General features: G+C 61.4%; 23 protein-coding genes. 15 read left to right on the plus strand and 8 right to left on the minus strand.

The features are described from left to right. Positions 1-55: 55 nt before the first annotated feature. From ACP7E6_RS01710 to ACP7E6_RS01720, 3 genes are all read right to left on the minus strand, one after another. Positions 56-1,465 carry an adenylate/guanylate cyclase domain-containing protein gene (locus ACP7E6_RS01710; protein ID WP_426227324.1) on the minus strand — a complete coding sequence of 470 codons (1,410 nt, stop codon included), beginning with the start codon at positions 1,463-1,465 and terminating at the stop codon, positions 56-58. A 116-nt stretch (positions 1,466-1,581) separates the two neighbouring features. After that, complete coding sequence (locus ACP7E6_RS01715) at positions 1,582-2,040, minus strand: pyridoxamine 5'-phosphate oxidase family protein (protein ID WP_426227326.1); 459 nt, start codon at positions 2,038-2,040, stop codon at positions 1,582-1,584. Between the two features lie 127 nt (positions 2,041-2,167). Further along, a complete protein-coding gene (locus ACP7E6_RS01720; RefSeq protein WP_426227328.1) occupies positions 2,168-3,196 on the minus strand; it encodes a zinc-dependent alcohol dehydrogenase family protein in 1,029 nt (342 codons plus the stop codon). A 186-nt stretch (positions 3,197-3,382) separates the two neighbouring features. Here ACP7E6_RS01720 and ypfJ point away from each other — a divergent pair, with 186 nt between their 5' ends. The 8 genes from ypfJ (at position 3,383) to ACP7E6_RS01760 (ending at position 9,920) form a co-directional block, all read left to right on the plus strand. Continuing rightward, entirely contained in the window at positions 3,383-4,324 is a 942-nt protein-coding gene (ypfJ, locus tag ACP7E6_RS01725; protein WP_426227329.1) for a KPN_02809 family neutral zinc metallopeptidase, read from the plus strand. Positions 4,325-4,500: 176 nt separating this feature from the next. Next, positions 4,501-4,836 carry a hypothetical protein gene (locus ACP7E6_RS01730; protein WP_426227330.1) on the plus strand — a complete coding sequence of 112 codons (336 nt, stop codon included), beginning with the start codon at positions 4,501-4,503 and terminating at the stop codon, positions 4,834-4,836. A gap of 55 nt (positions 4,837-4,891) precedes the next feature. Beyond that, positions 4,892-5,233, plus strand: a complete 342-nt coding sequence (locus tag ACP7E6_RS01735; RefSeq protein ID WP_426227331.1) for a hypothetical protein — start codon at positions 4,892-4,894, stop codon at positions 5,231-5,233. A 147-nt stretch (positions 5,234-5,380) separates the two neighbouring features. Further along, complete coding sequence (locus tag ACP7E6_RS01740; protein WP_426227333.1) at positions 5,381-5,704, plus strand: hypothetical protein; 324 nt, start codon at positions 5,381-5,383, stop codon at positions 5,702-5,704. A gap of 313 nt (positions 5,705-6,017) precedes the next feature. After that, positions 6,018-7,274 (plus strand): TCR/Tet family MFS transporter, encoded by a 1,257-nt coding sequence (locus ACP7E6_RS01745; RefSeq protein WP_426227335.1) that lies wholly within the window; start codon positions 6,018-6,020, stop codon positions 7,272-7,274. 171 nt (positions 7,275-7,445) lie between these two features. Continuing rightward, entirely contained in the window at positions 7,446-8,864 is a 1,419-nt protein-coding gene (locus ACP7E6_RS01750) for an MATE family efflux transporter (RefSeq protein WP_426227337.1), read from the plus strand. Continuing rightward, a complete protein-coding gene (locus tag ACP7E6_RS01755; protein WP_426227339.1) occupies positions 8,861-9,430 on the plus strand; it encodes a GNAT family N-acetyltransferase in 570 nt (189 codons plus the stop codon). The genes ACP7E6_RS01750 and ACP7E6_RS01755 overlap by 4 nt, the downstream gene beginning before the upstream one ends. A 106-nt stretch (positions 9,431-9,536) precedes the next feature. Beyond that, positions 9,537-9,920, plus strand: coding sequence for a VOC family protein (locus ACP7E6_RS01760; protein ID WP_426227341.1), 384 nt, complete (start codon positions 9,537-9,539; stop codon positions 9,918-9,920). Between the two features lie 80 nt (positions 9,921-10,000). On the opposite strand, the gene carA is transcribed toward ACP7E6_RS01760, so the two are convergent. Then, entirely contained in the window at positions 10,001-11,206 is a 1,206-nt protein-coding gene (carA, locus tag ACP7E6_RS01765; RefSeq protein ID WP_426227343.1) for a glutamine-hydrolyzing carbamoyl-phosphate synthase small subunit, read from the minus strand. Between the two features lie 281 nt (positions 11,207-11,487). Here carA and ACP7E6_RS01770 point away from each other — a divergent pair, with 281 nt between their 5' ends. Beyond that, positions 11,488-11,946, plus strand: coding sequence for a GatB/YqeY domain-containing protein (locus tag ACP7E6_RS01770; protein WP_426228499.1), 459 nt, complete (start codon positions 11,488-11,490; stop codon positions 11,944-11,946). Between the two features lie 83 nt (positions 11,947-12,029). Here ACP7E6_RS01770 and ACP7E6_RS01775 read toward each other — a convergent pair whose 3' ends face one another. Further along, positions 12,030-12,365: a BrnA antitoxin family protein gene (locus ACP7E6_RS01775; protein ID WP_426227345.1), complete on the minus strand. Its 336-nt coding sequence runs from the start codon at positions 12,363-12,365 to the stop codon at positions 12,030-12,032. Beyond that, the gene (locus ACP7E6_RS01780; protein WP_426227347.1) at positions 12,328-12,621 is read right to left on the minus strand and encodes a BrnT family toxin; all 294 of its coding nucleotides are present in this window, start codon (positions 12,619-12,621) and stop codon (positions 12,328-12,330) included. Before ACP7E6_RS01780 ends, ACP7E6_RS01775 begins: the two co-directional genes overlap by 38 nt. Before the next feature lie 154 nt (positions 12,622-12,775). Between ACP7E6_RS01780 and dnaG the strand changes: the two genes are divergently transcribed. The 4 genes from dnaG to recQ all read left to right on the plus strand — a co-directional run bounded on the left by dnaG (position 12,776) and on the right by recQ (position 18,913). Next, positions 12,776-14,776 carry a DNA primase gene (dnaG, locus tag ACP7E6_RS01785; RefSeq protein ID WP_426227349.1) on the plus strand — a complete coding sequence of 667 codons (2,001 nt, stop codon included), beginning with the start codon at positions 12,776-12,778 and terminating at the stop codon, positions 14,774-14,776. A gap of 349 nt (positions 14,777-15,125) precedes the next feature. Continuing rightward, complete coding sequence (locus ACP7E6_RS01790; protein WP_426227350.1) at positions 15,126-15,917, plus strand: CSS-motif domain-containing protein; 792 nt, start codon at positions 15,126-15,128, stop codon at positions 15,915-15,917. After that, positions 15,821-16,642, plus strand: coding sequence for an EAL domain-containing protein (locus ACP7E6_RS01795; RefSeq protein ID WP_426227352.1), 822 nt, complete (start codon positions 15,821-15,823; stop codon positions 16,640-16,642). The genes ACP7E6_RS01790 and ACP7E6_RS01795 overlap by 97 nt, the downstream gene beginning before the upstream one ends. A 414-nt stretch (positions 16,643-17,056) precedes the next feature. Next, positions 17,057-18,913, plus strand: a complete 1,857-nt coding sequence (recQ, locus tag ACP7E6_RS01800) for a DNA helicase RecQ (RefSeq protein WP_426227354.1) — start codon at positions 17,057-17,059, stop codon at positions 18,911-18,913. 292 nt (positions 18,914-19,205) lie between these two features. Here recQ and ACP7E6_RS01805 read toward each other — a convergent pair whose 3' ends face one another. Beyond that, positions 19,206-19,976 (minus strand): SDR family oxidoreductase, encoded by a 771-nt coding sequence (locus ACP7E6_RS01805; protein WP_426227356.1) that lies wholly within the window; start codon positions 19,974-19,976, stop codon positions 19,206-19,208. Between the two features lie 113 nt (positions 19,977-20,089). Then, positions 20,090-20,497, minus strand: coding sequence for a lysozyme inhibitor LprI family protein (locus ACP7E6_RS01810; protein ID WP_426227358.1), 408 nt, complete (start codon positions 20,495-20,497; stop codon positions 20,090-20,092). A gap of 282 nt (positions 20,498-20,779) precedes the next feature. On the opposite strand from ACP7E6_RS01810, the gene ACP7E6_RS01815 reads away from it, so the two are divergent. Next, positions 20,780-21,967, plus strand: a complete 1,188-nt coding sequence (locus tag ACP7E6_RS01815; RefSeq protein WP_426227360.1) for a glycine C-acetyltransferase — start codon at positions 20,780-20,782, stop codon at positions 21,965-21,967. 188 nt (positions 21,968-22,155) lie between these two features. Further along, positions 22,156-23,190 (plus strand): L-threonine 3-dehydrogenase, encoded by a 1,035-nt coding sequence (gene tdh, locus ACP7E6_RS01820; RefSeq protein ID WP_426227362.1) that lies wholly within the window; start codon positions 22,156-22,158, stop codon positions 23,188-23,190. Positions 23,191-23,293: the final 103 nt, after the last annotated feature.

The raw sequence follows: 23,293 nt of genomic DNA on the forward strand, positions 1-23,293 counted from the left end.
CCGGCAGTCTAAACGTTCGTTTCGCCGCGAGTTCGCAAGCCGGCAGGCGAATGGCTCACGGAATCGTAAAAATGTCGATCTGGTCGGTAATGCCGCGAAGAGCGACGTTGTGCGATGTCGGTGTCACACCGCGCTGTGTCAGCAGGTGCAAGGCGCGGGAATCCTGAAGGACGGAGCCCGTAGCGAAGATTTCGCGGGACGTGGCGAGATGCTGCACCCGCGAGGCGATGTTCACGGTCTGGCCGAAATAGTCCTGCCGCTCGTTCAGGCTCACCGCAATGCACGGTCCCTCATGAATGCCGATCTTCAAGAGCAGATCCTCGTTGCCGTGCTCTTCGTTCAGTGTGCGCATCGCATCGCGCATTTGCATCGCAGCGGCCACGGCCCGGTCCGGGGTCGGGAAGGTGGCCATTACGGCATCGCCGATCGTTTTCACGATGGCACCGGCCTCGGCTCCGACGATCTCGTTCAGAATGCTGAAATGGGTCTTCACCAGATCGAATGCTGCCAGATCGCCGACGCGTTCGTAAAGCTCGGTCGAGCCACGCAGATCGGTGAAGAGAAAGGTGAGGCTGGTGATCTTCAGCCGCTGATCGACATCGATCGTGTCGGTTCGGTAGATGTCGCGGAACGTCTGGTTGGTGAGCAGGCGTTTGGCGGTCAGGAACGGGCGGCGGCGCCCGAGCAGATCGTGGAGCGCATCGTTTGCCAGGCATACAGACGGCAACGTGCGAACTCCGGTATGATTTTCCACCATGATCCGCACGGGGCCGGGCCGTAGCTCCAGCGTTTCGCGGTGCTGGAATCCGCGGTCGAAAACCAGCGAAAGGCTGGTTCGCTCCTTGGTCGGCTCGCCTTTCACGTCGAGGAATTGCGCCGCATGTGTCACGGGTTCGAAGACCATCACGAAGCCTTCCGGCAATTGCAGCGAGATGACGGCCTTTTCGCCTGATGGCAGCTCAAGCGCTTCGAGAATGAACTCATCGACCTTTGTCTCGTAATCGTCCTCGGGCAGGTCGATCCCCGAGCCCCAGTAGATCTGGCGGAAATATTCCAGCGGCGGCAGTTCGTGGGGATTATGGGCTTCGATATGGCGCACGCGCGGATTGACCGTGAAGGTCACTTCGACCATTTCGTCCAGCGTCGGTTCATAACCGGCGGCACAGAGCGCACAGATATATTCGTCGCTCTGCACCGTCTTCAGCGAGGTGTTGGCATCCAACACGCCACCACATCCGGGACAAAGGACGTTCCACGACATCTCGAACAGTCCGAGCCGCGAGGCGTGCAGGAACCCGTTGATCGCCTGTTCCTCGTCAAATCCCTCCCGTGAGGCGAATGCCAGCGCGTTCACCCGGCCGAGCTGGCGGTCCGGCGCGTCATGGACGAGCCGCTCGATGGCATCGACGATATCCGGCTTTGCCGATTGGCGCAGCGCCGCAAACAGGGGCTGGGTTTGGCTCATTCGTGCAGTTTACACCCAAATCCGGCTGGCCGACAGCGGCTCGCTGTTTTTCTCTCGCGCTCCGTGCACATCACGCGCCTGGCGCCGGCAGCTTGGAGCGGGCGCCTTCGTCCGGGTCAGTTCCCGCCGGCGACGGACTGCCGGCCGGTGACGCTGTCGATATGAATGGCAAAGAAAACCGGCGTGGTGTGTCTCGCCTCGGCTGCAGCCGCGCCAGGCTTCCAGGAGCCGGGCTCCCACCAATTGCTGCGCTTTTCCAGCAGCGACCAGGCGTGAAGCCGCTCGTTGTGCCATTGCTCGTCGTCCGGGAATTCCTCATATCGTCCCTCGACGACGACGCTTCGCCAAGCCTCGTTGTCCTTGATTTCGCCTACCTGAATGCAGACCAGCGGGTTGGCCCGCAACCAGTCGATTTTCTGCCCCGGCATCGAAAAGCCGTAGAGGCTCGGCGATTCGAATGCGTACTGGATCGGCACCACGTACGGGCGATTGTCCTTGGCGCAGGCAAGATGGGCAATGTGGCCCCGCGAGAGGACGTCAACGCAGTCGTCGCTGGTCATCTCTTTCAAGATCATCGGATAAATTCCTTCCGGACATCGATTGCCCATCGGCAATTGTAACACGGTTCGCAGCCCGGTTTTTCGAAATCCGGCCCAACAGGGCGAACTGTCGCAGTCAGACGGGCCTATCGTCCCTCAGGCCTTAACCGGCTGTTGCCATCACCAGCACCTTGACCTCTCCAGCGGCCGGTGGATTGCGGATCACCTCCGGTGCTTCCGAAAGCGTGATTGTCCGAGAGATCAGCTTTTCCACATTGATCACGCCGGAGGCGACCAGATCGGCGGCGCGGCGGTGGGTGAAGGGATTGATGAAGGAGCCGAGCACGCGCAGCTCTCGAAAGAGAATGTCGAACGGCTCGATCCGAACGGTCTCGCCCTGCGCCATCACGCCGAGAATGACGACGGTGCCGCCGGCCTTGGCAAGCCGCGTCGATTGCTCGACCGTTTCGGCGACGCCGGCGCATTCGATCACCACATCGGCACCGCCCGGAACGAGTCCGTCCGGTCCGGCGATCTGCGCAAGAATGTCGCCGCTGGATGGATCGACGCTGGCGGTCGCCCCCAGTTCCTCGGCCAGTTTTCGTTTGGATTCCTGCCGGGTGGAGAGAATGACCGTGGTTGCACCGGCCAGCCGTGCCCGTTGCACCGTCAGCAGGCCGATGACGCCGCCACCGAGCACGACGACGGAGGAGCCAGCCTTGATCCGGGCGATGTCGATGCCGTGCAGGCAGCAGGCCAGCGGTTCGCAGAAGGCGCCGTGCGCTGCGGGCATGTCGAGCGGGATCTCGAAGGCCTGCTTCTGCGGCACGATGACATAATCGGCAAAGCCGCCATCGCGGCTGATGCCGATGGCCTTCAGGTTGCGGCAGAGATTGATCCGGCCAGCCTGGCATTGCGGGCAGCGGCCGCAGGAAATATTCGGGTCGCCGGTGATGCGGGCACCCAGTTTGAAGCCTTTCACGTCCGTGCCCACAGCCTCGACGATGCCGCAGAATTCGTGGCCGAGGGTGACGGGCGGCGTCGAGGGAAACTCGCCGTGCAGGAGGTGGCGGTCGGTGCCGCAGATGCCGCAGGCCTCGACGCGTACCAGCAGGTCGTCAGGCCCGGAAACCGGCGTCTCGATCTCGCGCACGAACAGATTGCCGATCGATTCCAGACGCATGGCTTTCATAGGCTCGTTCCTCCCAAAACAATGAGGGCCATTGTGGCACGCCCCGTCACCGGCTGCCAACGGCCGGCCTGAATTTTAGCGACTGAAAAACTTTGTCATTTGGGTCTTGTACAAAATCGCGTCTGGCGCGTTATATGGTCTTGAAATGCTTGATAGCCGCAGCGGCTAAGACGGGGAGACCAAATCATGGAATGGAAGGGCCGGCGCCAATCGGGCAATGTCGAGGACGAGCGCGGAGCAGGTCCGGTGCGGGGCGGTATGGGCGGCAATCCGTTCGGCCGGGGCGGCGGGTTCCGTCTTCCCACCGGCGGCGGTGGTCGCGGCGGCGGCATGAGCATCGGCACGATCATCTTCCTCGTCGTAATATATTTCGGCCTCAAGATGGTCGGCATCGATCTCTTGCAGGTGCTCGATGGCGGCCAGTCGACGGGGCCGTCCGGCTACGAGCAGACCCAGTCACCGTCGCAGTCGCCACAGGGCACGGCGCAGGAGGAGGAAACCAAGGCGTTCGTCTCCACCGTGCTGGCCGAGACCGAAGATACTTGGAACGGCATCTTCCAGGCGAGCGGTGAAACCTATGTCGAGCCGAAGCTGGTGCTTTTCCGCGACGGCATCAATTCGGCCTGCGGCTCGGCTTCGTCCGCCAGCGGCCCGTTCTATTGCCCGGGCGACCAGAAGGTCTATCTCGACATGGCCTTCTTCGATGAACTGGCCCAGAAATTCGGCGCGTCCGGCGATTTCGCCGAGGCCTATGTCATTGCGCACGAGGTTGGCCACCACGTCCAGAACCTGCTCGGCATTTTGCCGAAGGTGAATGCACAGCGCCAGCGCATGAGCGAAGCCGATTCCAACCAGATGTCGATCCGGGTGGAACTGCAGGCGGATTGCTTTGCCGGCATCTGGGGCAAGTATACCGAGCAGAAAGGCATTCTGGAGAAGGGCGACCTTGAAGAGGCGCTGAACGCCGCCACACAGATCGGCGACGATACGCTGCAGAAGCGCACCCAGGGCTATGTCGTGCCCGAAAGCTTCAACCACGGCACCTCGGCGCAGCGCGCGACCTGGTTCAAGCGCGGCTTCGACAGCGGCAAGCTGTCTGCCTGCGATACGTTTAACAGCAATATCTGAGCAGACGGCGGCGCGTTCGCTTGCGGACGCGCCGCTGCTTCATGACCGGCGCGAAAAAGTTCGTCCGTCTTGATGCCGCCGTTCGCAAAAGGAATGGGACAACCTATATCTCTCCTATCGGGACGGAAGCTGGCGAAAAGCCGGATCTGCCGGACGGCCAGTGAAGGAGAACAAGCATGCGAAAGATCATCCCCCTGACATTTGCGGCAGCAGCGCTCGCCCTATCGGCCGTGCCGCCTGCATCTGCGGCCGAAACGGTCGGCACCATTCTGTTCGGTCATCCCATGGAACCCGGCATAGCCGTCATCATGATCAAGTCCGGCGATCGCGGCGGTGATCGCGCACCGGTCATATACCGCGATCCGTCGGCGGAGACGCGGGAGCGGGCGCAGGCGGAGATTGCCGCCAATCCGGTCATCAAGGCCTCTCTGGAGCGCCGCAATATCCGGCCGCACAACGTCCTTGCCATTCAAACGGCGCTGGATGGCAGCAAGATCATTTATGCCAGATGACATCAGCATGTTGCGGCGAAGACGTTGCAACGGTGTTTCCTGAAGGAGAAAGACAGTGAAGAAGATCGTCATGTTTGTTCTCGCCGCAGCCCTTCTGGCTCCGCTTGGCGCCGGGCTGGCGACGGGAACCGCCCATGCGCAGACGGCCCGCCAGGCCGCCAATACCAATCCGCGGGTCACGGTGATCATCATCCGCGATTATATCGGCCCGGACGACTTTCAGCAGGTGCCGCGAACATATCGCTATCCGTCGGCGCAGACCTATGCCAAGGGGCAGGAGGAAATCCGCAACACGCCCAACATCCGCGCCGCCCTGCAGCGGCGGGGCATTCCGGCGCGCAATGTCAACGGCGTCCAGACCGCCTTCAACGGCGGCAAGATCGTCTATGTGAAGTGATCGGGATGCCAACGGCGTCCGGTTGCATCAAACAGCTTGGCACGGGTGAAACTATCGCATGGCCCCGCCCGTTATTCGTTGCGTCACCGATATGTAACCGCCTGGCGCTTGCACCAAACGGGCACCGGCCTTTTTGAGGAAGAAACAATGCGCAAACTCATCATGCTCGCGTTTGCCGTCCTGATCGGGACCATGTCGCTTGGCAGTGTCGCCAGCGCCCGGGACGCGCGTTCCGGAACGGTCAGCATCACCGTCATTATCATCAAGGATGAGGTCGATGACGACGACCAGACGCAGCAGGTGCCCCGGGCCTATCGCTACCCCTCTCCACAGACCATCGCGAAAGCCCAGAACGAAATCCGGTCCGATGCCTATTTGCGCGGGTTCCTGCAAAACAAACGCGTCCAGCTGCGCAACGTCGTCGGCATCCAGACGGCGTTCAATGGTGGCAAGATCGTTTACGTGCGGTAGGCGCCGCGTGTGGAAGAGCTTCCCATGTGACCCAGGGCTTCGTGTTTGTTAGCAAGCGATTAGCCCCGAACGATCAGCCTTTTCCCGCTGGCGGATGCTGAGCACCGCGCTGGTCGGGTAAGTCGTTTGTCTCCTGTCTGAAGAACCGGTCGCGGTGTGAGCCTGCCCGGGTCATCAATGTTCCCGAGGCAATCATCACGAACTTTGAAATGTTCACGTATTGTTTCCGTGAAAATTTTCCGATACAGACGAATTGCCAGTCATGTTCGCGTTCTGTATCCGCAGTGCCGCCGGATGCCAGTGAGGTTGTTCGATGATCGATCCGAAGTCAGCGCGGCGCGGCCTTTTCTTGGTTTTCCTCATCCTGTTCCTCGATATCATGGGCATCGCCATCATCGTACCGGTGCTGCCTGCCTATCTGAAGGAACTGACCGGCGATACGATCAGCGAAGCGGCTGTGGATGGCGGCTGGCTGCTGCTGGTCTATTCGGGCATGCAGTTCCTCTTCGCGCCGTTGATCGGCAATCTGTCGGACCGTTTCGGCCGCCGGCCGATCCTGCTCGCCTCCGTTCTGACCTTTGCGCTCGACAATCTGATCTGCGCGCTTGCGGCAACCTATTGGATGCTGTTCGTCGGCCGGGTCCTGGCCGGTATCAGCGGTGCCAGCTTTTCCACCGCCGCCGCCTATATCGCCGATGTCAGCGATGACACCAATCGTGCGAAGAATTTTGGGCTGATCGGCATCGCTTTCGGCACAGGCTTCGCGCTCGGTCCGGTCCTTGGTGGGCTGCTCGGCGAATTCGGCCCGCGCATTCCCTTCTATGGGGCCGCCGCCCTGTCCTTCGTCAATTTTGTACTGGCCTGGTTTCTGCTGCCCGAAACGCTGGAAAGCCATAACCGCCGCCGTTTCGAATGGAAGCGCGCCAATCCGCTCGGAGCGATAAAGCAGATGCGCAATTATCCCGGCATCGGCTGGGTGCTGCTCGTCTTCTTCCTGTTCTGGCAGGCGCATGCGGTCTATCCCGCGGTCTGGTCGTTCGTCGCCTCCTATCGCTACGAGTGGAGCGAGGGGCAGATCGGCCTGTCGCTCGGTATCTTCGGGATCTGCGGTGCGCTCGTCATGGGTTTTATCCTGCCAAAAGCCATTCCGCTTCTGGGCGAATGGAAGGCAGGCGCGGTCGGGCTGATTTTCACCGGGCTGGGCCTTGCCGGTTATGCCTTCGCCTTTCAGGGCTGGATGATCTATGCCGTCATCATCGTCACCTGCCTCGAAGCGCTGGCCGATCCGCCCCTGCGCAGCATAGCCTCGGCCAGGGTACCACCGTCGGCGCAGGGCGAGTTGCAGGGCGCCTTGTCGAGCATTTCCAGCTTCACGACGATCCTCGGTCCGCTGATGTTCGCACAGATCTTCAGCATCTTCACCGCGCCATCGGCACCCATCACGTTTGCCGGCGCGCCCTATCTTCTCGGCGCCGTTTTCGTCGTGCTGGCGGTGACCATCTATCTTCTGAAGGTTCGCCCGATAGCCCCGGCAGCGGAAACCGACGCCGGCGTAGTGCAGGCGTCCTGAACCGGTCCTTGTTGCCGGCGCTTGGAAAACGATCAAATCTTGTGATGTTTGGATGAAAAAATAAGCACTTTCGCCGTTCTGGCTGGTGCTTTTCAAGCGGTTGTTCTATTTCCCAATCTTCCGTCTTGCGGCCCATACCGGTTGTGACGAAGCCAAAGGCCTATCCTCACCATGCTGACTTCACCCCCAGTCGATACGGGCGTCCGCACCGATAATTCCTGGTCGGCGCATTATCGCGCCACCATCGCGCTTGGCGTGCCCTTTGTCGGCGCCCAGCTGGCGCAGTTCGCCATTCATGCCACCGACGTGCTGATGGTCGGCCGTCTCGGCACGACCGAGCTTGCGGCGATGGTACTGGCAGCCCAGATGTTCTTCACCATCTTCATTTTCGGGTCGGGCTTTGCCAATGCCGTCGTGCCGATCGTGGCGCAGGCCGAAGGCCGGGGCGACCGCGTCGCCGTGCGCCGTGCCGTGCGTATGGGCATGTGGGCGGTGCTCGGCTACGGCGTCGTCATGGCGCCGGTGCTGTGGCAGGCCGAGCACGTGCTGTTGTTGCTGGGGCAGAAGCCGGAAGTCGCAGCCCTTGCCGGAAGCTATCTGCACATCGCGCTCTGGGGCATGTTCCCGGCGCTGCTGTTCATGGTTCTGCGCGGTTTCTTGAGCTCTCTGGAGCGCGCCGGCATCATCCTCTACGTGACGATCATCGTGCTGCTGACCAATGCCGTCCTTTGCTACATCTTCATCTACGGTCATTTCGGCGCCCCGGCGCTCGGCATCGTCGGTGCCGGTATTTCGGCGCTCATTGTCAATACGCTGAGCTTCGTGCTGCTCTATATCTATATCCAGGCGCAGCCGCAGACCCGTTCCTACGAGATTTTCGTGCGTTTCTGGCGGCCCGATTGGCCGGTGCTCAAGGACGTCGTCAAGCTCGGCCTGCCGATCGCCGTCACCATCCTTGCCGAAGTCAGCCTATTCACCGTCGCCTCGCTGTTGATGGGCATGATCGGCACCGTCGAGCTTGCCGCCCATGGCATTGCGCTGCAGTTCGCTTCCGTCGCCTTCATGGTGCCGCTCGGGCTGGCGCAGGTCGCGACCGTGCGCATCGGTCTTGCCCACGGCCGCCGGGATGCCGAGGGCATCAAGCGGGCGGCAATCGCCGTTTTCGTCGTCGGCTGCGGCTTCGCGCTGATCGGCAGCGTCGTTTTCGCGGTGTTTTCGCATGAACTGGCGGCGATGTATCTGGATATCAACCGGCCGGATGCGGCCCAGGTCCTGGCCTTTGCCGGTCCGCTGATCGTCATTGCCGGTGCGTTCCAGCTGGTCGATGGCGTGCAGGCGCTGGCCGCCGGCATGCTGCGCGGCCTGAAGGACACCACCGTGCCTATGCTTCTGGCGCTAGTCTCCTATTGGGCGATCGGCTTTGTCGCCGCCTATCTGCTCGCCTTCCACTTCGGATTCGGCGGTGTCGGCGTCTGGTACGGTTTCGTGCTCGGCCTTGCCGCCGCCAGCGTCTCGCTCACCTGGCGCTTCTTCATCTTCCTGAAACGGGAGCGGAAGCTTTTGGCCTTGCCACCCGGAACGGTTTTATGACCCGCTCCATGCCGGAAAACGCTTTGAACTTTCAGCTGGAATTGAGGGGAGAAACGCTTCTTCTGCGTCCCTTGAAGCCCGAGGATTTCGACGGGCTCTATGCGGCCGGCAGCGATCCGGCCGTTTGGGCCGGGCATCCGGCCAGGGAACGCTACAAGCCGGAGGTCTTCCGCCAGTATTTCGATGCCCAGATGGCGAGCAAGAGCACGCTGGTCTTCATCGACCGGGCTACCGGGAAACTGATCGGCTGCTCGCGCTATTACGTGGCGCCGGACCAGCCGCAGGCCGTCTCGATCGGTTTTACCTTCCTCAACAATGCCTATTGGGGTGGGGCAACCAATTTCGAGATCAAGCGCCTGATGCTCGACCATGCCTTCCTGAGCGTCGACGATGTCTGGTTCCATATCGACCCGACAAACATCCGATCGCAAAAGGCGACTGCCAAACTCGGCGCGGTGCATGCCTATGATGCGGTGCTGGATATTTCCGGTTCTCCGCTCAACTGGATGTGCTTCCGGCTGACCCGCGATGCCTGGGCCGAGGTAAAGTCCGCGCAGGGGCACTGAGGCTTAAGATCCAACCGGTCGGCCGATTGCATCTGCGCCACGTCATTTTGTTCTTTATTTGTTCTGTTTTTCTGCTTAGTTTACGGCGATCAATGGAGGGTAAAAAATGACCGCTTATGCAACTGTTGGAACATTGGATCATGCCGCGTCGGTGCGCTTCTACGATGCGGTGCTTGCGACGATCGGCTGGAGCGCGCATGTAAAATATCCGGGCTGGCACGGCTATACTCTGGGCGGGACGGGCGAAGGTTTCCTGCTCTGGGTCTGCGAACCGTTCAACAAGGAACCGGCGACACCCGGCAACGGCACTATGGTCGGCTTCATGGTGAAGTCGCATGATGAGGTCGAGGCCTTCTACCACGCGGCGTTGGCCAATGGCGGCACTGGCGAAGGTGCTCCGGGCGCCCGTCCGCAATATGGTCCGGACTGGTATTCTGCTTATCTGCGCGATCCGGCCGGCAACAAGCTTTCCGTGGTCTTCAACGGTTAAACGCCGTCAAGGGCTGAATGCAAAAGCCCCGGTACTCCTTTGAGAGACCAGGGCTTTCAGCGTTTTACCAGGGTATAATATCAGCGTTCGGCCAGCGCCGGTTCGCCCTTCTTTTCGCGCACCAGATTGATGAAGCGGCGGAAGAGATAGTGGCTGTCCTGCGGGCCGGGCGAGGCTTCCGGGTGATGCTGGACCGAGAACACCGGCTTGCCGGTCAGGCGCAGGCCGCAATTGGTGCCGTCGAACAGCGAAATGTGAGTCTCTTCAACGCCTTCCGGCAAGGACTTCGAATCCACCGCGAAGCCGTGGTTCATCGAGACGATCTCGACCTTGCCCGTCGTGTGGTCCTTGACCGGATGATTGGCGCCGTGATGACCCTGGTGCATCTTCTCGGTGGTGGCGCCGAGTGCCAGGCCGAGCATCTGGTGGCCAAGGCAGATGCCGAACAGCGGGATATCGCTCTTGATCAGTTCCTGGATCACCGGAACCGCATACTCGCCGGTTGCCGCCGGGTCGCCCGGGCCGTTCGACAGGAAGATGCCGTCCGGCTTCTGGGCAAGCACATCTTCGGCCGACGTCGTTGCCGGCATGACGGTGACCTTGCAGCCGAGCCCGGTGAACAGGCGCAGGATGTTGCGCTTGACGCCGTAGTCGAGCGCCACGACATGATACGTCGTGTCGGCGTCCGCCAGTTCGTCATAGCCTTCGTTCCACACCCAGGGCTTTTCGCTCCAGCGCGAGGTCTGGCCGGAAGAGGCGACCTTGGCGAGATCGAGACCTTCAAGGCCGCTCCAGGCCTTGGCTTCCGCCTTCAGGGTGTCGATGTCGAAAACGCCGTTCGGGTCATGGGCGATCACCGCGTTCGGCGCGCCGTTCTCGCGGATCCAGGCGGTCAGCGCGCGGGTGTCGATGCCGCACATGCCGATGATGCCGCGTGCCTTCAGCCAAGTGTCGAGATCTCTTGCGGCGCGGTAGCTGGAAGGGTCGGTAATGTCGGCCTTGAAGATGACGCCGACCGCGCCGTGGCGTGCTGCCGGCGTCAGGTCTTCGATGTCTTCGTCATTGGCGCCGATATTGCCGATATGCGGGAAGGTGAAGGTGACGATCTGGCCGAGATAGGACGGATCGGTCATGATCTCCTGGTAGCCGGTGAGGGAGGTGTTGAAGACCACTTCGGCCTGCACCTTGCCGGTGGCGCCTATGCCCTTGCCTTCGATGACGGTGCCGTCGGCCAGAACGAGCAGGGCGGTTGGTTTTGCGGTGGTCCAGGGGGCTGTCGCGGTCATTGTCTTCATCCCGTTCAGGCGGCGCGTCGCGGACGTTCCAATGGAACGCCGGCCGGCCGTTATGGTTTGCAGGCGGGCAGATGCGGGCGATGGGCGCGCGCTGTCAGGCCTGGTCACGATGTTGGTGCAGGTGACGGTCAATACCTGCAGCGCCCGGCAAGGTCAATCTTGAAGACGGCGGGATCGGGCTTTTCCTGCGGCTTTTACCGCGGATTCACGCAATTTGTTTGCCCCGGTCTGTCCGGCTGGTTTATGAAGCGCCATCAAACAGGAGTAAGACAATCATGCGCGATCAACTCGCTGCCGCCCTCAAGGATGCGATGAAAGCCAAGGATGCCCTTCGGCTTTCCACCGTCCGTCTCATTCAGGCCGAGATCAAGACCCGCGATATCGCCAACCGCGGCACCGGCAAGGGTGACGCCACGGACGACGAAATCCTGCAGCTGATGGCCAAGATGGTCAAGCAGCGCGACGAATCGGCAAAGATCTACGAAGACAATGCCCGCCCGGAACTCGCCGCCAAGGAACGCGCCGAAATCGTCGTCATTCAGGATTTCATGCCCAAGCAGCTGAGCGAAGCCGACGTGCGCGCCAATGTCGCCGCAGCGATCGCTGAAGCCGGCGCCAGCGGCGTAAAGGACATGGGCAAGGTCATGGCGGTGTTGAAGGAGCGTTATGCCGGGCAGATGGATTTCGCCAAGGCCTCGTCCGTGCTCAAGGAACTGCTGTCCGCTGCCTGACGGTTGATCTGACCGTGATGTCCGGCGCGGCCTGCGCGTGAAAGGCCGCGCCGGCGCCGCCGATTTTCCGCAGCGCCCTGAAGCTATCCGTTCTTCCGGCTCTTCTGCTCGGTCATGAAATGCCGCAGCACCGCATTCATCCGGGTCTGATACCCCTTGCCGCTCTTCTTGAAGAAGTCGATGACATCCTCGTCGAGCCGGATCGAAACGGCTTTCTTCGGGGTCGGGTAGACGATCGTCGCTTTTGACCAGTCGACATCCATGAATTCCGCCCAGTCGGGATCGTCCCGCATGGCCGCCATGATGTCCTCGTCGGTCAGGGCTGCGACGCGCGCCCAGTCGGTCAGGCTTTTTTCGCCGCGTGCCCGCTTATCGAGGATTTCATCGAGGGAAACTCTGGTAATAGATTCTTTGCTCATTCTTGTGTGCCGGACGGGCGGAGATGATTCTGCAGATTTCCGCTCGCATCGTGTAGACGACAGTGATGATGCGGTTGGTGTCTGGGCAAATCGCTAACGTCCGGACTTCTCCGTTTCTGATGGATTGAAACTCGATCCTGGATGCTTGCAGAGCAAGAATGGCATCTTCAAAGTCGATGCCATGCTTTCGGATATTGTCGAGGCGCTTTTGGTCATTCCAATCAAAAGACGTCAATGGTTGCGGGTCTAACATCATAATGCCCCACTGGCTTCGCCAGACCCAACGATAACAATACAGATTGTATATACAGTTGCGGAAACCGTCAACCTGTGAATTGCGGGTATGACGTATCCCCTCTGTAGCGCGGGCGCGGTTTGCCGCCTATATGGAAGCCAGCCCAGAGGTATTCATGCGATTTTCCAACTCCTTTCTTGACGAGATCCGCGACCGCGTTCCCATTTCGGACGTGATCGGCAAACGCGTCACCTGGGATCGCAAGAAGACCAATGCCTCGCGTGGCGACTATTGGGCCTGCTGCCCGTTCCATGGCGAGAAATCGCCGAGCTTTCACTGCGAGGATCGCAAGGGCCGGTATCACTGCTTCGGTTGCGGCGTCTCCGGCGATCATTTCCGCTTCCTCACCGATCTCGACGGAATGGCCTTTCCCGAGGCCGTGCAGCAGATCGCCGATCTCGCCGGTGTCGCTATGCCGCAGCCGGATGTCGAGGCCGAGAAGCGCGACCGCCAGCGCATCGGCCTGCAGGACGTCATGGAAGTGGCGACGCAGTTTTTCCAGGACCAGCTGCAGACGGCAAACGGCGCCAAGGCACGCGCCTATCTGCGCGACCGGGGTCTGACCGGCCGCACCATCGAGACGTTCCGCCTCGGTTACGCGCCCGAAAGCCGCAATGCGCTGAAGGAGTTTCTGGCCGGAAAGGGCATACCGAAAGACCAGATCGAAGCCTGCGGCCTGGTTGTCCACGGCCCCGATATTCCGGTCTCCTACGACCGCTTCCGCGACCGCATCATGTTTCCCATTTTGTCGTCGCGCGAAAAGGTCATCGCCTTCGGCGGCCGCGCCATGTCGCCGGATGCGCCGGCCAAATATCTCAATTCCAACGAGACCGAGCTCTTTCACAAGGGCAACGTCCTTTACAATTTTTCGCGCGCCCGCAAGGCGATGGGTGGCGCCGACGGCGCAGGGACCATCATTGCCGTCGAAGGCTATATGGACGTGATCGCGCTGCATCAGGCCGGCATCGAAAATGCCGTGGCACCGCTCGGTACCGCGCTCACCGAAAACCAGATGGCGCTGTTGTGGAAACTCACCGCGCAGCCGGTGCTCTGCTTCGATGGGGACAGCGCCGGTATCCGTGCCGCCAACCGCGCCGTCGATCTGGCCCTGCCGCATCTCAAACCCGGTTTCTCGGTGCGCTTCGCCATGCTGCCGGACGGCAAGGATCCCGACGATCTCGTCCGCAACGAGGGCCGGGCGCCGTTCGACAAGGTCATGGCATCGGCCCGGTCTTTGTCGGAAATGGTCTGGCTGCGCGAGGCCCAGGCAGGGTCCTTCGATACGCCGGAAAGCCGCGCCCAGCTGGAAGCAACCCTGAAACAGGTCGTCTCGGTGATATCAGATGAAAACGTCCGCCGCCACTATGGCCAGGATGTGCGCGACCGGCTCAACCAGTTCTTTCAGGGTGCCTCGCGCCAGCAGAACGGCCAGCGCAATTTCGACCGCAACCAGCGCCAGGGCGCCAACCGCAATGGCGGCCAAGGGCAGGGCCGCAGCGGACAGCAGGGCGGACGCATGTCGGAACGCTCTGGAATTTCCGATAGGCTTGCCCGCTCGTCGCTGGTCAGCGGCCATCAGGCGCTGCCGCCCTTGCGCGAAAGCGTGCTGGCGCTGACCATCGTCAATCATCCGCAATTGCTGTTTGAGGAATATGATGAGATTTCCGCGATCGAATACGACAATCGCGATTTGCAGCGCTTCTGGTCGTCGGTGCTCAACGCCGCCGCCGCCAAAGGCCCGCGCCTGTCGCGCGAAATCCTCGTCGAGCAGCTGGAGGCCGAAGGTTTCGATACGCTGTTGAAATCGCTCGACCAGCAGATCCGCTTTGCACGCCTGTGGACCGCCACCACGGCCGCAGCGCCCGAAGATGCCCGCGAAGGCTACCTGCAGGCACTCGCCCTTCACCAGCGCACCAAGGCGCTGCTGTGGCAGCGCCGTGAACTGGAAAGCGAACTGGCCTACGCAACCGAAGAAGGCGACGACGACACCGTCAGCCAGATCCTGCGCAATCTCCAGGAAGTACAGCTGGAAGTGACCCGGCTGGAAAACCAGGAAGCGATCATTGACGGTTTTGGCGTCCTGTCCGGACGCGTGAAGGGCCCTGCGGGCAAGTAGGAGAGCTTTGGCCGGCACAGGCGTTTTCCGCCTCAACTGACGGGCGGCGCAGGGGTTTGCGAGCCTCGTGCCATCGCGCCCGGCAATTGCAAAAGTCTGGTCTTCGTCGTTGGGCCTGCAGGCGCCCATCCGCAGGGGCGTGCGAACGTTTGATTTCTGTCGGAAATTCCGGATTGCTGCCGGATAAATACAATGCCGCAAAAAGCCGAAACAGATTTTTAATGCAACCTTGGCATGAGTCTCCCTGAGCTCATCGCGGGGTTTGTGAAAAATGGATAGGCGGCGTTCCCGCATTATCGCGGTTGCTGTTTTTCTGGGTCTTTTCGGCGCGCTGATCCCGATCGTCGCGATGGCCTATATGTCATGGGTCATCGCGGTTGAGAGCAGGCAGGATCGTCTGGCGCAGTTCTCCCGGGGGACACTTTTGCGGGCGACGCACACGTTCGCCGATGCGAAGGGCGCGCTCGACGCCATGGCGGCGGTATCCTTCATACCCTGTTCCGACGTTCACATCGCGCGTATGCGCGCCCTGACCTTCAACACCATGTCCGTCGAAGAGATGGATTATTTGGAGGATGGTCTGGTCAAATGCACGTCCTGGGGCAGATCCGTCGGCGAAATCCCCAAGCCGCATGTCGACTATGTGACGCCTGACGGTATGGAGGTGACGATCCGGATTCAGCCCGCTATCAGCGGTGGCGAGCAGATGATGGCTCTGCATGAGGGCGCACACAACGTTCTTGTCGCTCCGTCGCGGTTTATGGATACTCTGCTTGACGAGGGCATGTCCATTGCCTTGGCAAACGGGCAGGGCGCGCTGCTCAACGCCGTGAACGCACCTGATCCGAAGCTTGTCCGCTCCCTTGTCCATGAGCCCCGTAAAGGGATGACGGACAGCGACCTGTTTGCTGCGGTGCGTGGTGACGGCCTGATTGCGGTTGCTACCGAGCCGCGATCCTTGCTCGCCTCTCAGCTGCGAAATGAGCAGATACTCCTCTTGCCGTTAGGCGCGTTCATCGCGGCCTTCATCGTCGGCATCGTCATATGGCTGTCGCGAAATGTTTCTCGCCGCTGGCAGACCTGGAGATCGCCGTCCGCAACCGCGAATTCATCGTCCACTACCAGCCGATCGTCGAGCTGAAAACCGGCATCTGCTTCGGTGCCGAAGCGCTGGTGCGCTGGCGCAGGCCGGACGGTTCGCTTGTCAGGCCCGATCTTTTCATCCCGCTTGCCGAAGAGAGCGGCCTCATCATGCCGATCACCGACCAGGTCATCGAGGCAGTCATTATGGATCTGAACGGCACCCTCGTTCAAGACCGCACCCTGCATATCGCCGTCAATCTATGTGCCGCCGATATCAAATCCGGCCGCATTCTCGACGTTCTCGAGGCCAAACTTGCCGACACCGGCATCCGGCCTGAGCAGATATGGCTGGAGGCGACCGAGCGCGGCTTCATGGATATAGACGCAGCGCGCGTGACGCTCACGAAAGCCCGCGAACGCGGGCATTCCGTCGCCATCGACGATTTCGGCACCGGCTATTCCAGCCTGCAATATCTGCAGGGCCTGCCGATGGACGCGCTGAAGATCGACAAGTCCTTCATCGACACGATCGGCAGGGACACGGCCACCAGCTCCGTCACCCCGCACATCATCGACATGGCAAAGACGCTCGGGCTCTACACTGTCGCTGAAGGCATCGAGGTGGAGGAGCAGGCCGGTTATCTGAAAGCCCACGGAGTCGATTTCGGGCAAGGGTGGCTTTTTTCAAAAGCACTGCCGGCCGCCGCGTTCATTGCCTATCAACGGCGGACGAAGGAAAAATATGGCGCGGCGCCGGAGGTTGCTCAGCTGGGTGCGGAGTGAGCCGGCGGCTTCTGTGCAGCCCGCCTGACAATCCGAATTTGGGATAGCCAGGATATCCTGGGCCTACGCAACCGAAGAAGGCGACGACGACACCGTCAGCCAGATCCTGCGCAATCTCCAGGACGTACGGCTGGAAGTGACCCGGCTGGAAAACCAGGACGCGATCATCGACGGTTTTGGCGAGCTGTCGGAACGCGTGAAGGGCCCGGCGGCGAAATAGCAAGGCACCGGCAGGCAAGCAGGATGAGTTGGCCGTCCCGCCCGGCAAAAGGCTGCTTTGCAAGACGGACGGCTGTCCGTTTTCGTGCGGTGCGGGCGTGCCGTCAATGTGCATCGGGGCCGGACATGTGGCAAAACCCTCGCACCCGCCACGCGATCTGTGCCATAGTCGGCTTTCCCCACGAAGGCGATTCCATGCTGCAGACCAAAGACCGTATCGATCCCCTGTTTGACACTGACGGTGCGAAAAATCCGCTATCCGTGTTGAAAAGGGTCTACGGTTATCCCGCCTTTCGCGGCAAGCAGGCGGCGGTCGTGGAGCGGGTGGTGTCCGGCGGCGATGCCGTGGTGCTGTTTCCGACCGGGGCCGGCAAGTCTCTCTGCTTCCAGATCCCGGCGCTGTGCCGCGATGGCGTCGGCATCGTCGTGTCGCCGTTGATTGCCTTGATGCGCGATCAGGTGGAGGCGCTGAAGCAGCTTGGGGTCAGGGCTGCCGCGCTCAATTCCTCGCTGTCGCGCGAAGAATTCGTAGATGTCCGCCGGGCGATTGCCAATGGCGAACTCGAACTTCTCTATGTCACGCCGGAGCGTATCGTCACCCCGGGCTTCAAGGAGATGATCGGCAATGCGAGGATTTCGCTGTTTGCCATCGATGAAGCGCACTGCGTCTCGCAGTGGGGACATGATTTTCGCCCGGAATACCGGGAGCTCGGTCAGCTTGCCGAACATTATCCCGGCGTGCCGCGCATGGCGCTGACGGCAACGGCCGATCCGCACACCCGCGAAGACATTATCGACAAGCTCGGCCTACGCTCCGCCGAAGTCTTTACCACCTCGTTCGACCGGCCGAACATCGCCTATGAAATCGTCGAGCGTGACCAGCCGCGCCAGCAGCTCCTGCGCTTCCTGTCGCGCCACAAGGGCTCCAGCGGCATCGTCTATTGCCTGTCGCGCGCCAAGGTCGAGGATACGGCCGAATGGCTGAACGGGCAGGGTGTTCGCGCGCTCGCCTATCATGCCGGCATGGACCGCGCCGTGCGCGATGCCAACCAGGATGCCTTTTTGAAGGAAGAAGACCTCTGCCTGGTGGCGACCGTCGCCTTCGGCATGGGCATCGACAAGCCGAACGTGCGCTATGTCGCCCATCTCGATCTGCCGGGTTCGGTCGAGGCCTATTACCAGGAAACCGGCCGTGCCGGGCGCGACGGCCTGCCGTCGGACGTCTGGATGGCCTACGGCATGGCCGATGTCATCCAGCGCGGCCGGATGATCGATGGCGGCACGTCGGGCGACGATATCAAGCGGGTCGAGCGCGCCAAGCTGAATGCGCTGCTGGCCATCTGCGAAACGCCGGGCTGCCGGCGGCAATCGATCCTTGCCCATTTCGGCGAGGCGCATGGCGGTAGGTGCGGCAATTGCGATACCTGCATCAATCCGGTCGAAACCTGGGATGGAACAGACGCTGCGATCAAGGCGCTGGCGGCGATCTACCGCACCGGCGAGCGGTTCGGCACCGGCCATCTGATCGATGTGCTCTTGGGCACCGAAAACGAAAAGACCGAGCGCTTCGGCCATAGCAAGATGCCGGTCTTTGGAGCCGGCAAGGACATCCCGTCGAAAACCTGGCAATCGGTCTATCGCCAGCTTCTCGCCGCCGGCCTGATCAGCGTCGATCATGAAGCCTTTGGCGCACTGAAGCTGGAACCGGACGCCCGTACCGTCTTCAAGCGCGAGCGCGAGGTCCGGTTCCGCAAGGACCGTCCCGCGACAGGCAAGGGCAAGAACGCCCGGCAGTCGGCCGCGTCCGGCGCCAAATCGGCTCTGTCCGGTTCGGATGCGGAGCTGTTCGAGGCCTTGCGCCGGGCCCGTTCCGGCATCGCCAAGGAACTCGGCGTGCCGCCCTATGTCGTCTTCCCGGATACGACGCTCATCGCCTTTGCCACCGCCCGCCCGCACGATCACGACGCCCTGCTTGGCATTTCCGGCGTCGGCCAGTCCAAGCTGGAACGCTATGGTGACGCATTTCTCGATGTCATTCGCGGATTTGATTGACGATTTGGGTGTCTGCTGGCAACCGCTTACGTGCTGCGCGGCTTACCCCCCTCTGTCACTCCGTGACATCTCCCCCACAAGGGGGGAGATTGGCCGTTTGCTGCTGCGCCCTCCTAACGAGTTCGCGATTTTATATGATCGCCTAATTTGCATGATCGTTTGAGGGAAAAGGATGATCTCCCTCCTTGTGGGGGAGATGTCACGGAGTGACAGAGGGGGTGAGCCGCAAGGCACGTAAGCGGTGACGTGCTTGGTGCCGCGAAATCTACCTCGAATGCCAGTATCGCGCCGTCTACATCCTGACCGTCATGCCGCCGTCCACCGTCAGCACATGGCCGTTGACGAAGGAAGCGGCGTCGCTGGCGAGGAACAGGGCCGCGCCGGCGAGCTCGTCCGGCCGGCCCCAGCGTTGCGCCGGGATGCGCTGGCGAACGAAGGGCATCAGGTCCTCATTGGCGGCCATCGCCGCATTGGTTTCTGTGGCAAACCAGCCCGGCGCGATGGCGTTGCTGGTAATGCCATGCGGACCAAATTCGACCGCCATCGAGCGCATCAGGCCGGTCAGTCCCTGCTTGGCGACCGGATAGATGCCGTCGCCCGGCATCGCCACCTGGCCGTTGATCGAGGTGATCGAGATCAGCCGTCCGTGCGCGTTCTTCTTCATGATCGCGGCTGCATCGCGCGACAGGGTGAGTGCCGCGATCAGGTCTGTTTGGATCAGGTCGATCACCGCATCGTCGTCGAATGCGGCCAGCGGCCGCCGGTCGCGGGCGCCGACATTGTTGATGAGAATATCGAGCCGTCCATGCCGCTTTTCGATCCCGGCAAGCGTGTCGCGCTGCGCTTCGCGGTCGGTGATGTCGAAGGCCGCCGCCTCGGCGCTGCCGCCAGCCCTGGTGATCGCGGTCACGGCATCATCAAGCGTCGCCACAGTGCGCCCATTGATGACGGCATGCGCTCCGGCCTCGGCCAGGGCCCGGGCAATTTCCAGCCCAAGCCCGCGCCCGCCGCCGGTGACGAGCGCGACCCGGCCGTTCAGGGAAAATCTGTCGAAGATTGTCATGGCTTCCTCGCCGTGGAGAAGAGATTGCCCATCGACCCCAAGATACTTGACTTGGTCAACTATTTTTTCTGCCCGTGAACGTTTTGCCGAGGCTTGCGGCTGGCTTCATACGATCATTGCGCCGATGGAACGGGGCAGCTCAGATCGCCTTCCTCACAGGCAAGATAGGTCTGCAGATCCTTCGCCCGCGTCTGTGTCAGCCCGTCGAGGCACATGGAATGGATCATCGGATAGGCGCTTGCGCCTGCCACGCCCGAGGATGAGAAAGCGCATTCGGCATCGCGGAAGGCAACCCAGGCGCGTTGCCCCGCCACCAGAAGCTTGGTCTTGTCCGCGTCGTCCTTCAGCCGCGTCCCGATCTGTTTATAGAGATCGTTCAATTGCTTGTCTGACTTTTTGAAGGACTCGCTGGCGCAGACGTCCATCGTCGTCTGATCCTGCGCATTGGCACAATCGTCGGCGGCATGTGCGGTGCCCGTCGCAAGCATTGCCAGAGCGGCAAGCAGGAAAGTGCGTGTCATTGGCGGCCTCCCATGTATCGGTGCGGCAGGTGCCGCGTGCCGCAATCTCAGCATGCATGCAACGGCGCGGCAACATAAAACGTCCATCAGCCTTTCCGGGATGTTGACCGGTCTGTTGCAGGCCTGCCGGGGTCGAAATAATCCGCGTCGCGGATGGACGACAGCAATGGATCATCCTGTCGTGCAAACGCCGCGTCCTGACGCTGTCTTTCGCTGTCATGTGGATCGGAATATGGTAGGTCTCTATCGCAACCCGATCTCAAATCCTGGAAAGCGGCCTTCATGACGTCAGCCTTCATCACTCACCTTTCCTCCGAACTTGAGGGACTGAAGTCCGCCGGGCTTTACAAGTCCGAGCGGGTGATCGTGTCCAAGCAGGCTGGCGAAATCGAGGTTGCTTCTGGCGCGAAAGTGTTGAACTTCTGCGCCAACAACTATCTTGGCCTTGCCAATAACGAGGAACTGGCTGAAGCCGGTAAACGGGCGCTGGACCGGTACGGCTACGGCATGGCATCCGTCCGTTTCATCTGTGGCACGCAGGAGGAGCACAAGCAGCTCGAGGCGCGCATTTCCTCGTTTCTGAGGCTTGAGGATACGATCCTCTATTCCTCCTGTTTCGACGCCAATGGCGGCCTGTTCGAGACGTTGTTGAACGAAGAAGACGCGATCATCTCCGATGCGCTCAACCACGCCTCGATCATCGATGGCGTGCGTCTCTCCAAGGCGAAACGCTTCCGCTATGCCAACAATGACATGGCGGCACTGGAAGAAGAGTTGAAGAAGGCCGAGGGCGCGCGCTTCAAGCTGATCGCCACCGATGGCGTGTTTTCGATGGATGGCATCATCGCCAATCTGCAAGGCGTGTGTGACCTTGCCGAACAATACGGTGCCATGGTCATGGTCGATGACAGCCATGCCGTCGGCTTCGTCGGCAAACATGGCCGTGGTTCGGCCGAATATTGCGGCGTCGAGGGCAGGGTGGACATCATCACCGGCACGCTCGGCAAGGCGCTCGGCGGCGCATCCGGCGGTTACACCTCGGCAAAGGCAGAGGTGGTCGATTGGCTGCGCCAGCGCTCGCGCCCCTATCTGTTCTCCAATACGCTGGCCCCGGTCATCGCTGCCGCCTCGCTCAAGGTCTTTGACCTGATCGACAACGGCGACGCGCTGCGCGCCCGGCTCGAAGCCAACGCCGCTTTGTTCCGCACCGAAATGAGCAAGCTTGGCTTCACGCTGGCCGGCGAAGGTCATCCGATCATCCCGGTTATGCTGGGCGATGCGTCGCTGGCGCAGGCTTTTGCGGCAAAAATGCTGGAAAAAGGCGTCTATGTCGTCGGCTTTGCCTTCCCGGTCGTGCCCAAGGGCCAGGCCCGCATCCGCACCCAGATGTCGGCGGCGCATAGCGAGGCCGATGTCCGCCGCGCCATTGCGGTGTTCGAAGAGGTTGGCAAAGAGCTGGGTGTGATTTGAGACCCTTACCTCCCCTTGAGGGGGGAGGTCGCAGCGAAGCTGCGGGTGGGGGTGACCACCGCGAACACCAAGGTCAACTGCATATGCCGCAGATCACCCCACCCCGTCGCTGCGCGCCGACCCTCCCCCTCAAGGGGAGGGTGGAAGACATTCGCCGCCGATGACAAAAACATTCTGAGGAACCACCGATGACAAACATGATGAAGGCGCTCGTCAAATCCAAAGCTGAAGTGGGCCTGTGGATGGAGCATGTGCCGGTGCCGGAGCCCGGCCCCAATGACGTGCTGATCAAGGTGAAGAAATCCGCCATCTGCGGCACCGACGTGCATATCTGGAACTGGGACCAGTGGGCGCAAAAAACCATTCCGGTGCCGATGGTGGTCGGCCACGAATTCGTCGGCGTCATCGCCGAGGTCGGCTCGGCCGTTACCAAATACCATGTCGGCGAGCGTGTCTCGGGCGAGGGCCATATCGTCTGCGGCAAGTGCCGCAACTGCCGCGCGGGCAGGGGGCATCTGTGCCGCAACACGCTCGGCGTCGGCGTGCACCGCCCCGGCTCCTTCGGCGAATATGTCTGCATTCCGGAATACAATGTCGTTGCCATTCCCGACGAGGTGCCGGACGAGGTCGCCGCGATCTTCGATCCGTTCGGCAATGCCGTGCACACAGCACTCTCCTTCGATGTCGTCGGCGAGGACGTGCTGGTCACCGGTGCCGGGCCGATCGGCATCATGGGCGCCATGGTCGCCAAGCGGTCTGGCGCGCGCAAGGTGGTGATTACCGACATCAATCCGGTGCGGCTGGCGCTGGCCGAAAAGATGGGCATCGATTATGTCGTCGATGCGTCGAAGGAAAACCTCTCGGATGTGATGAAGCGCATCGGCATGACCGAGGGGTTCGATGTCGGGCTGGAAATGTCGGGGGCGGCGCCTGCCTTCCGTGACATGATCGACAAGATGAACAATGGCGGCAAGATCGCCATTCTCGGCATCGCGCCGACCGGCTTCGAGATCGACTGGAACAAGGTGATCTTCAAGATGCTCAACCTTAAGGGTATCTATGGCCGCGAGATGTTCGAGACCTGGTACAAGATGATCGCCTTCGTGCAAGGCGGCCTCGACCTGTCGCCGATCATCACCCACCGCATCGGCATCGACGATTTCCGCGACGGTTTCGAGGCCATGCGCTCGGGAAATTCCGGCAAGGTCGTCATGGACTGGTAGGGCGCAACCGGTCCCGTGATGCTGCGGGGCGGGTTTCCAGGTGCACCACGTCAAACCCGTGCAGCGGCTTCGCCCAAAATGTGTGAAGCGGCCGCACCGCCTG

The sequence above is a fragment of the Pararhizobium sp. DWP3-4 genome (assembly GCF_049898205.1).
Taxonomy (GTDB): domain Bacteria; phylum Pseudomonadota; class Alphaproteobacteria; order Rhizobiales; family Rhizobiaceae; genus Pararhizobium.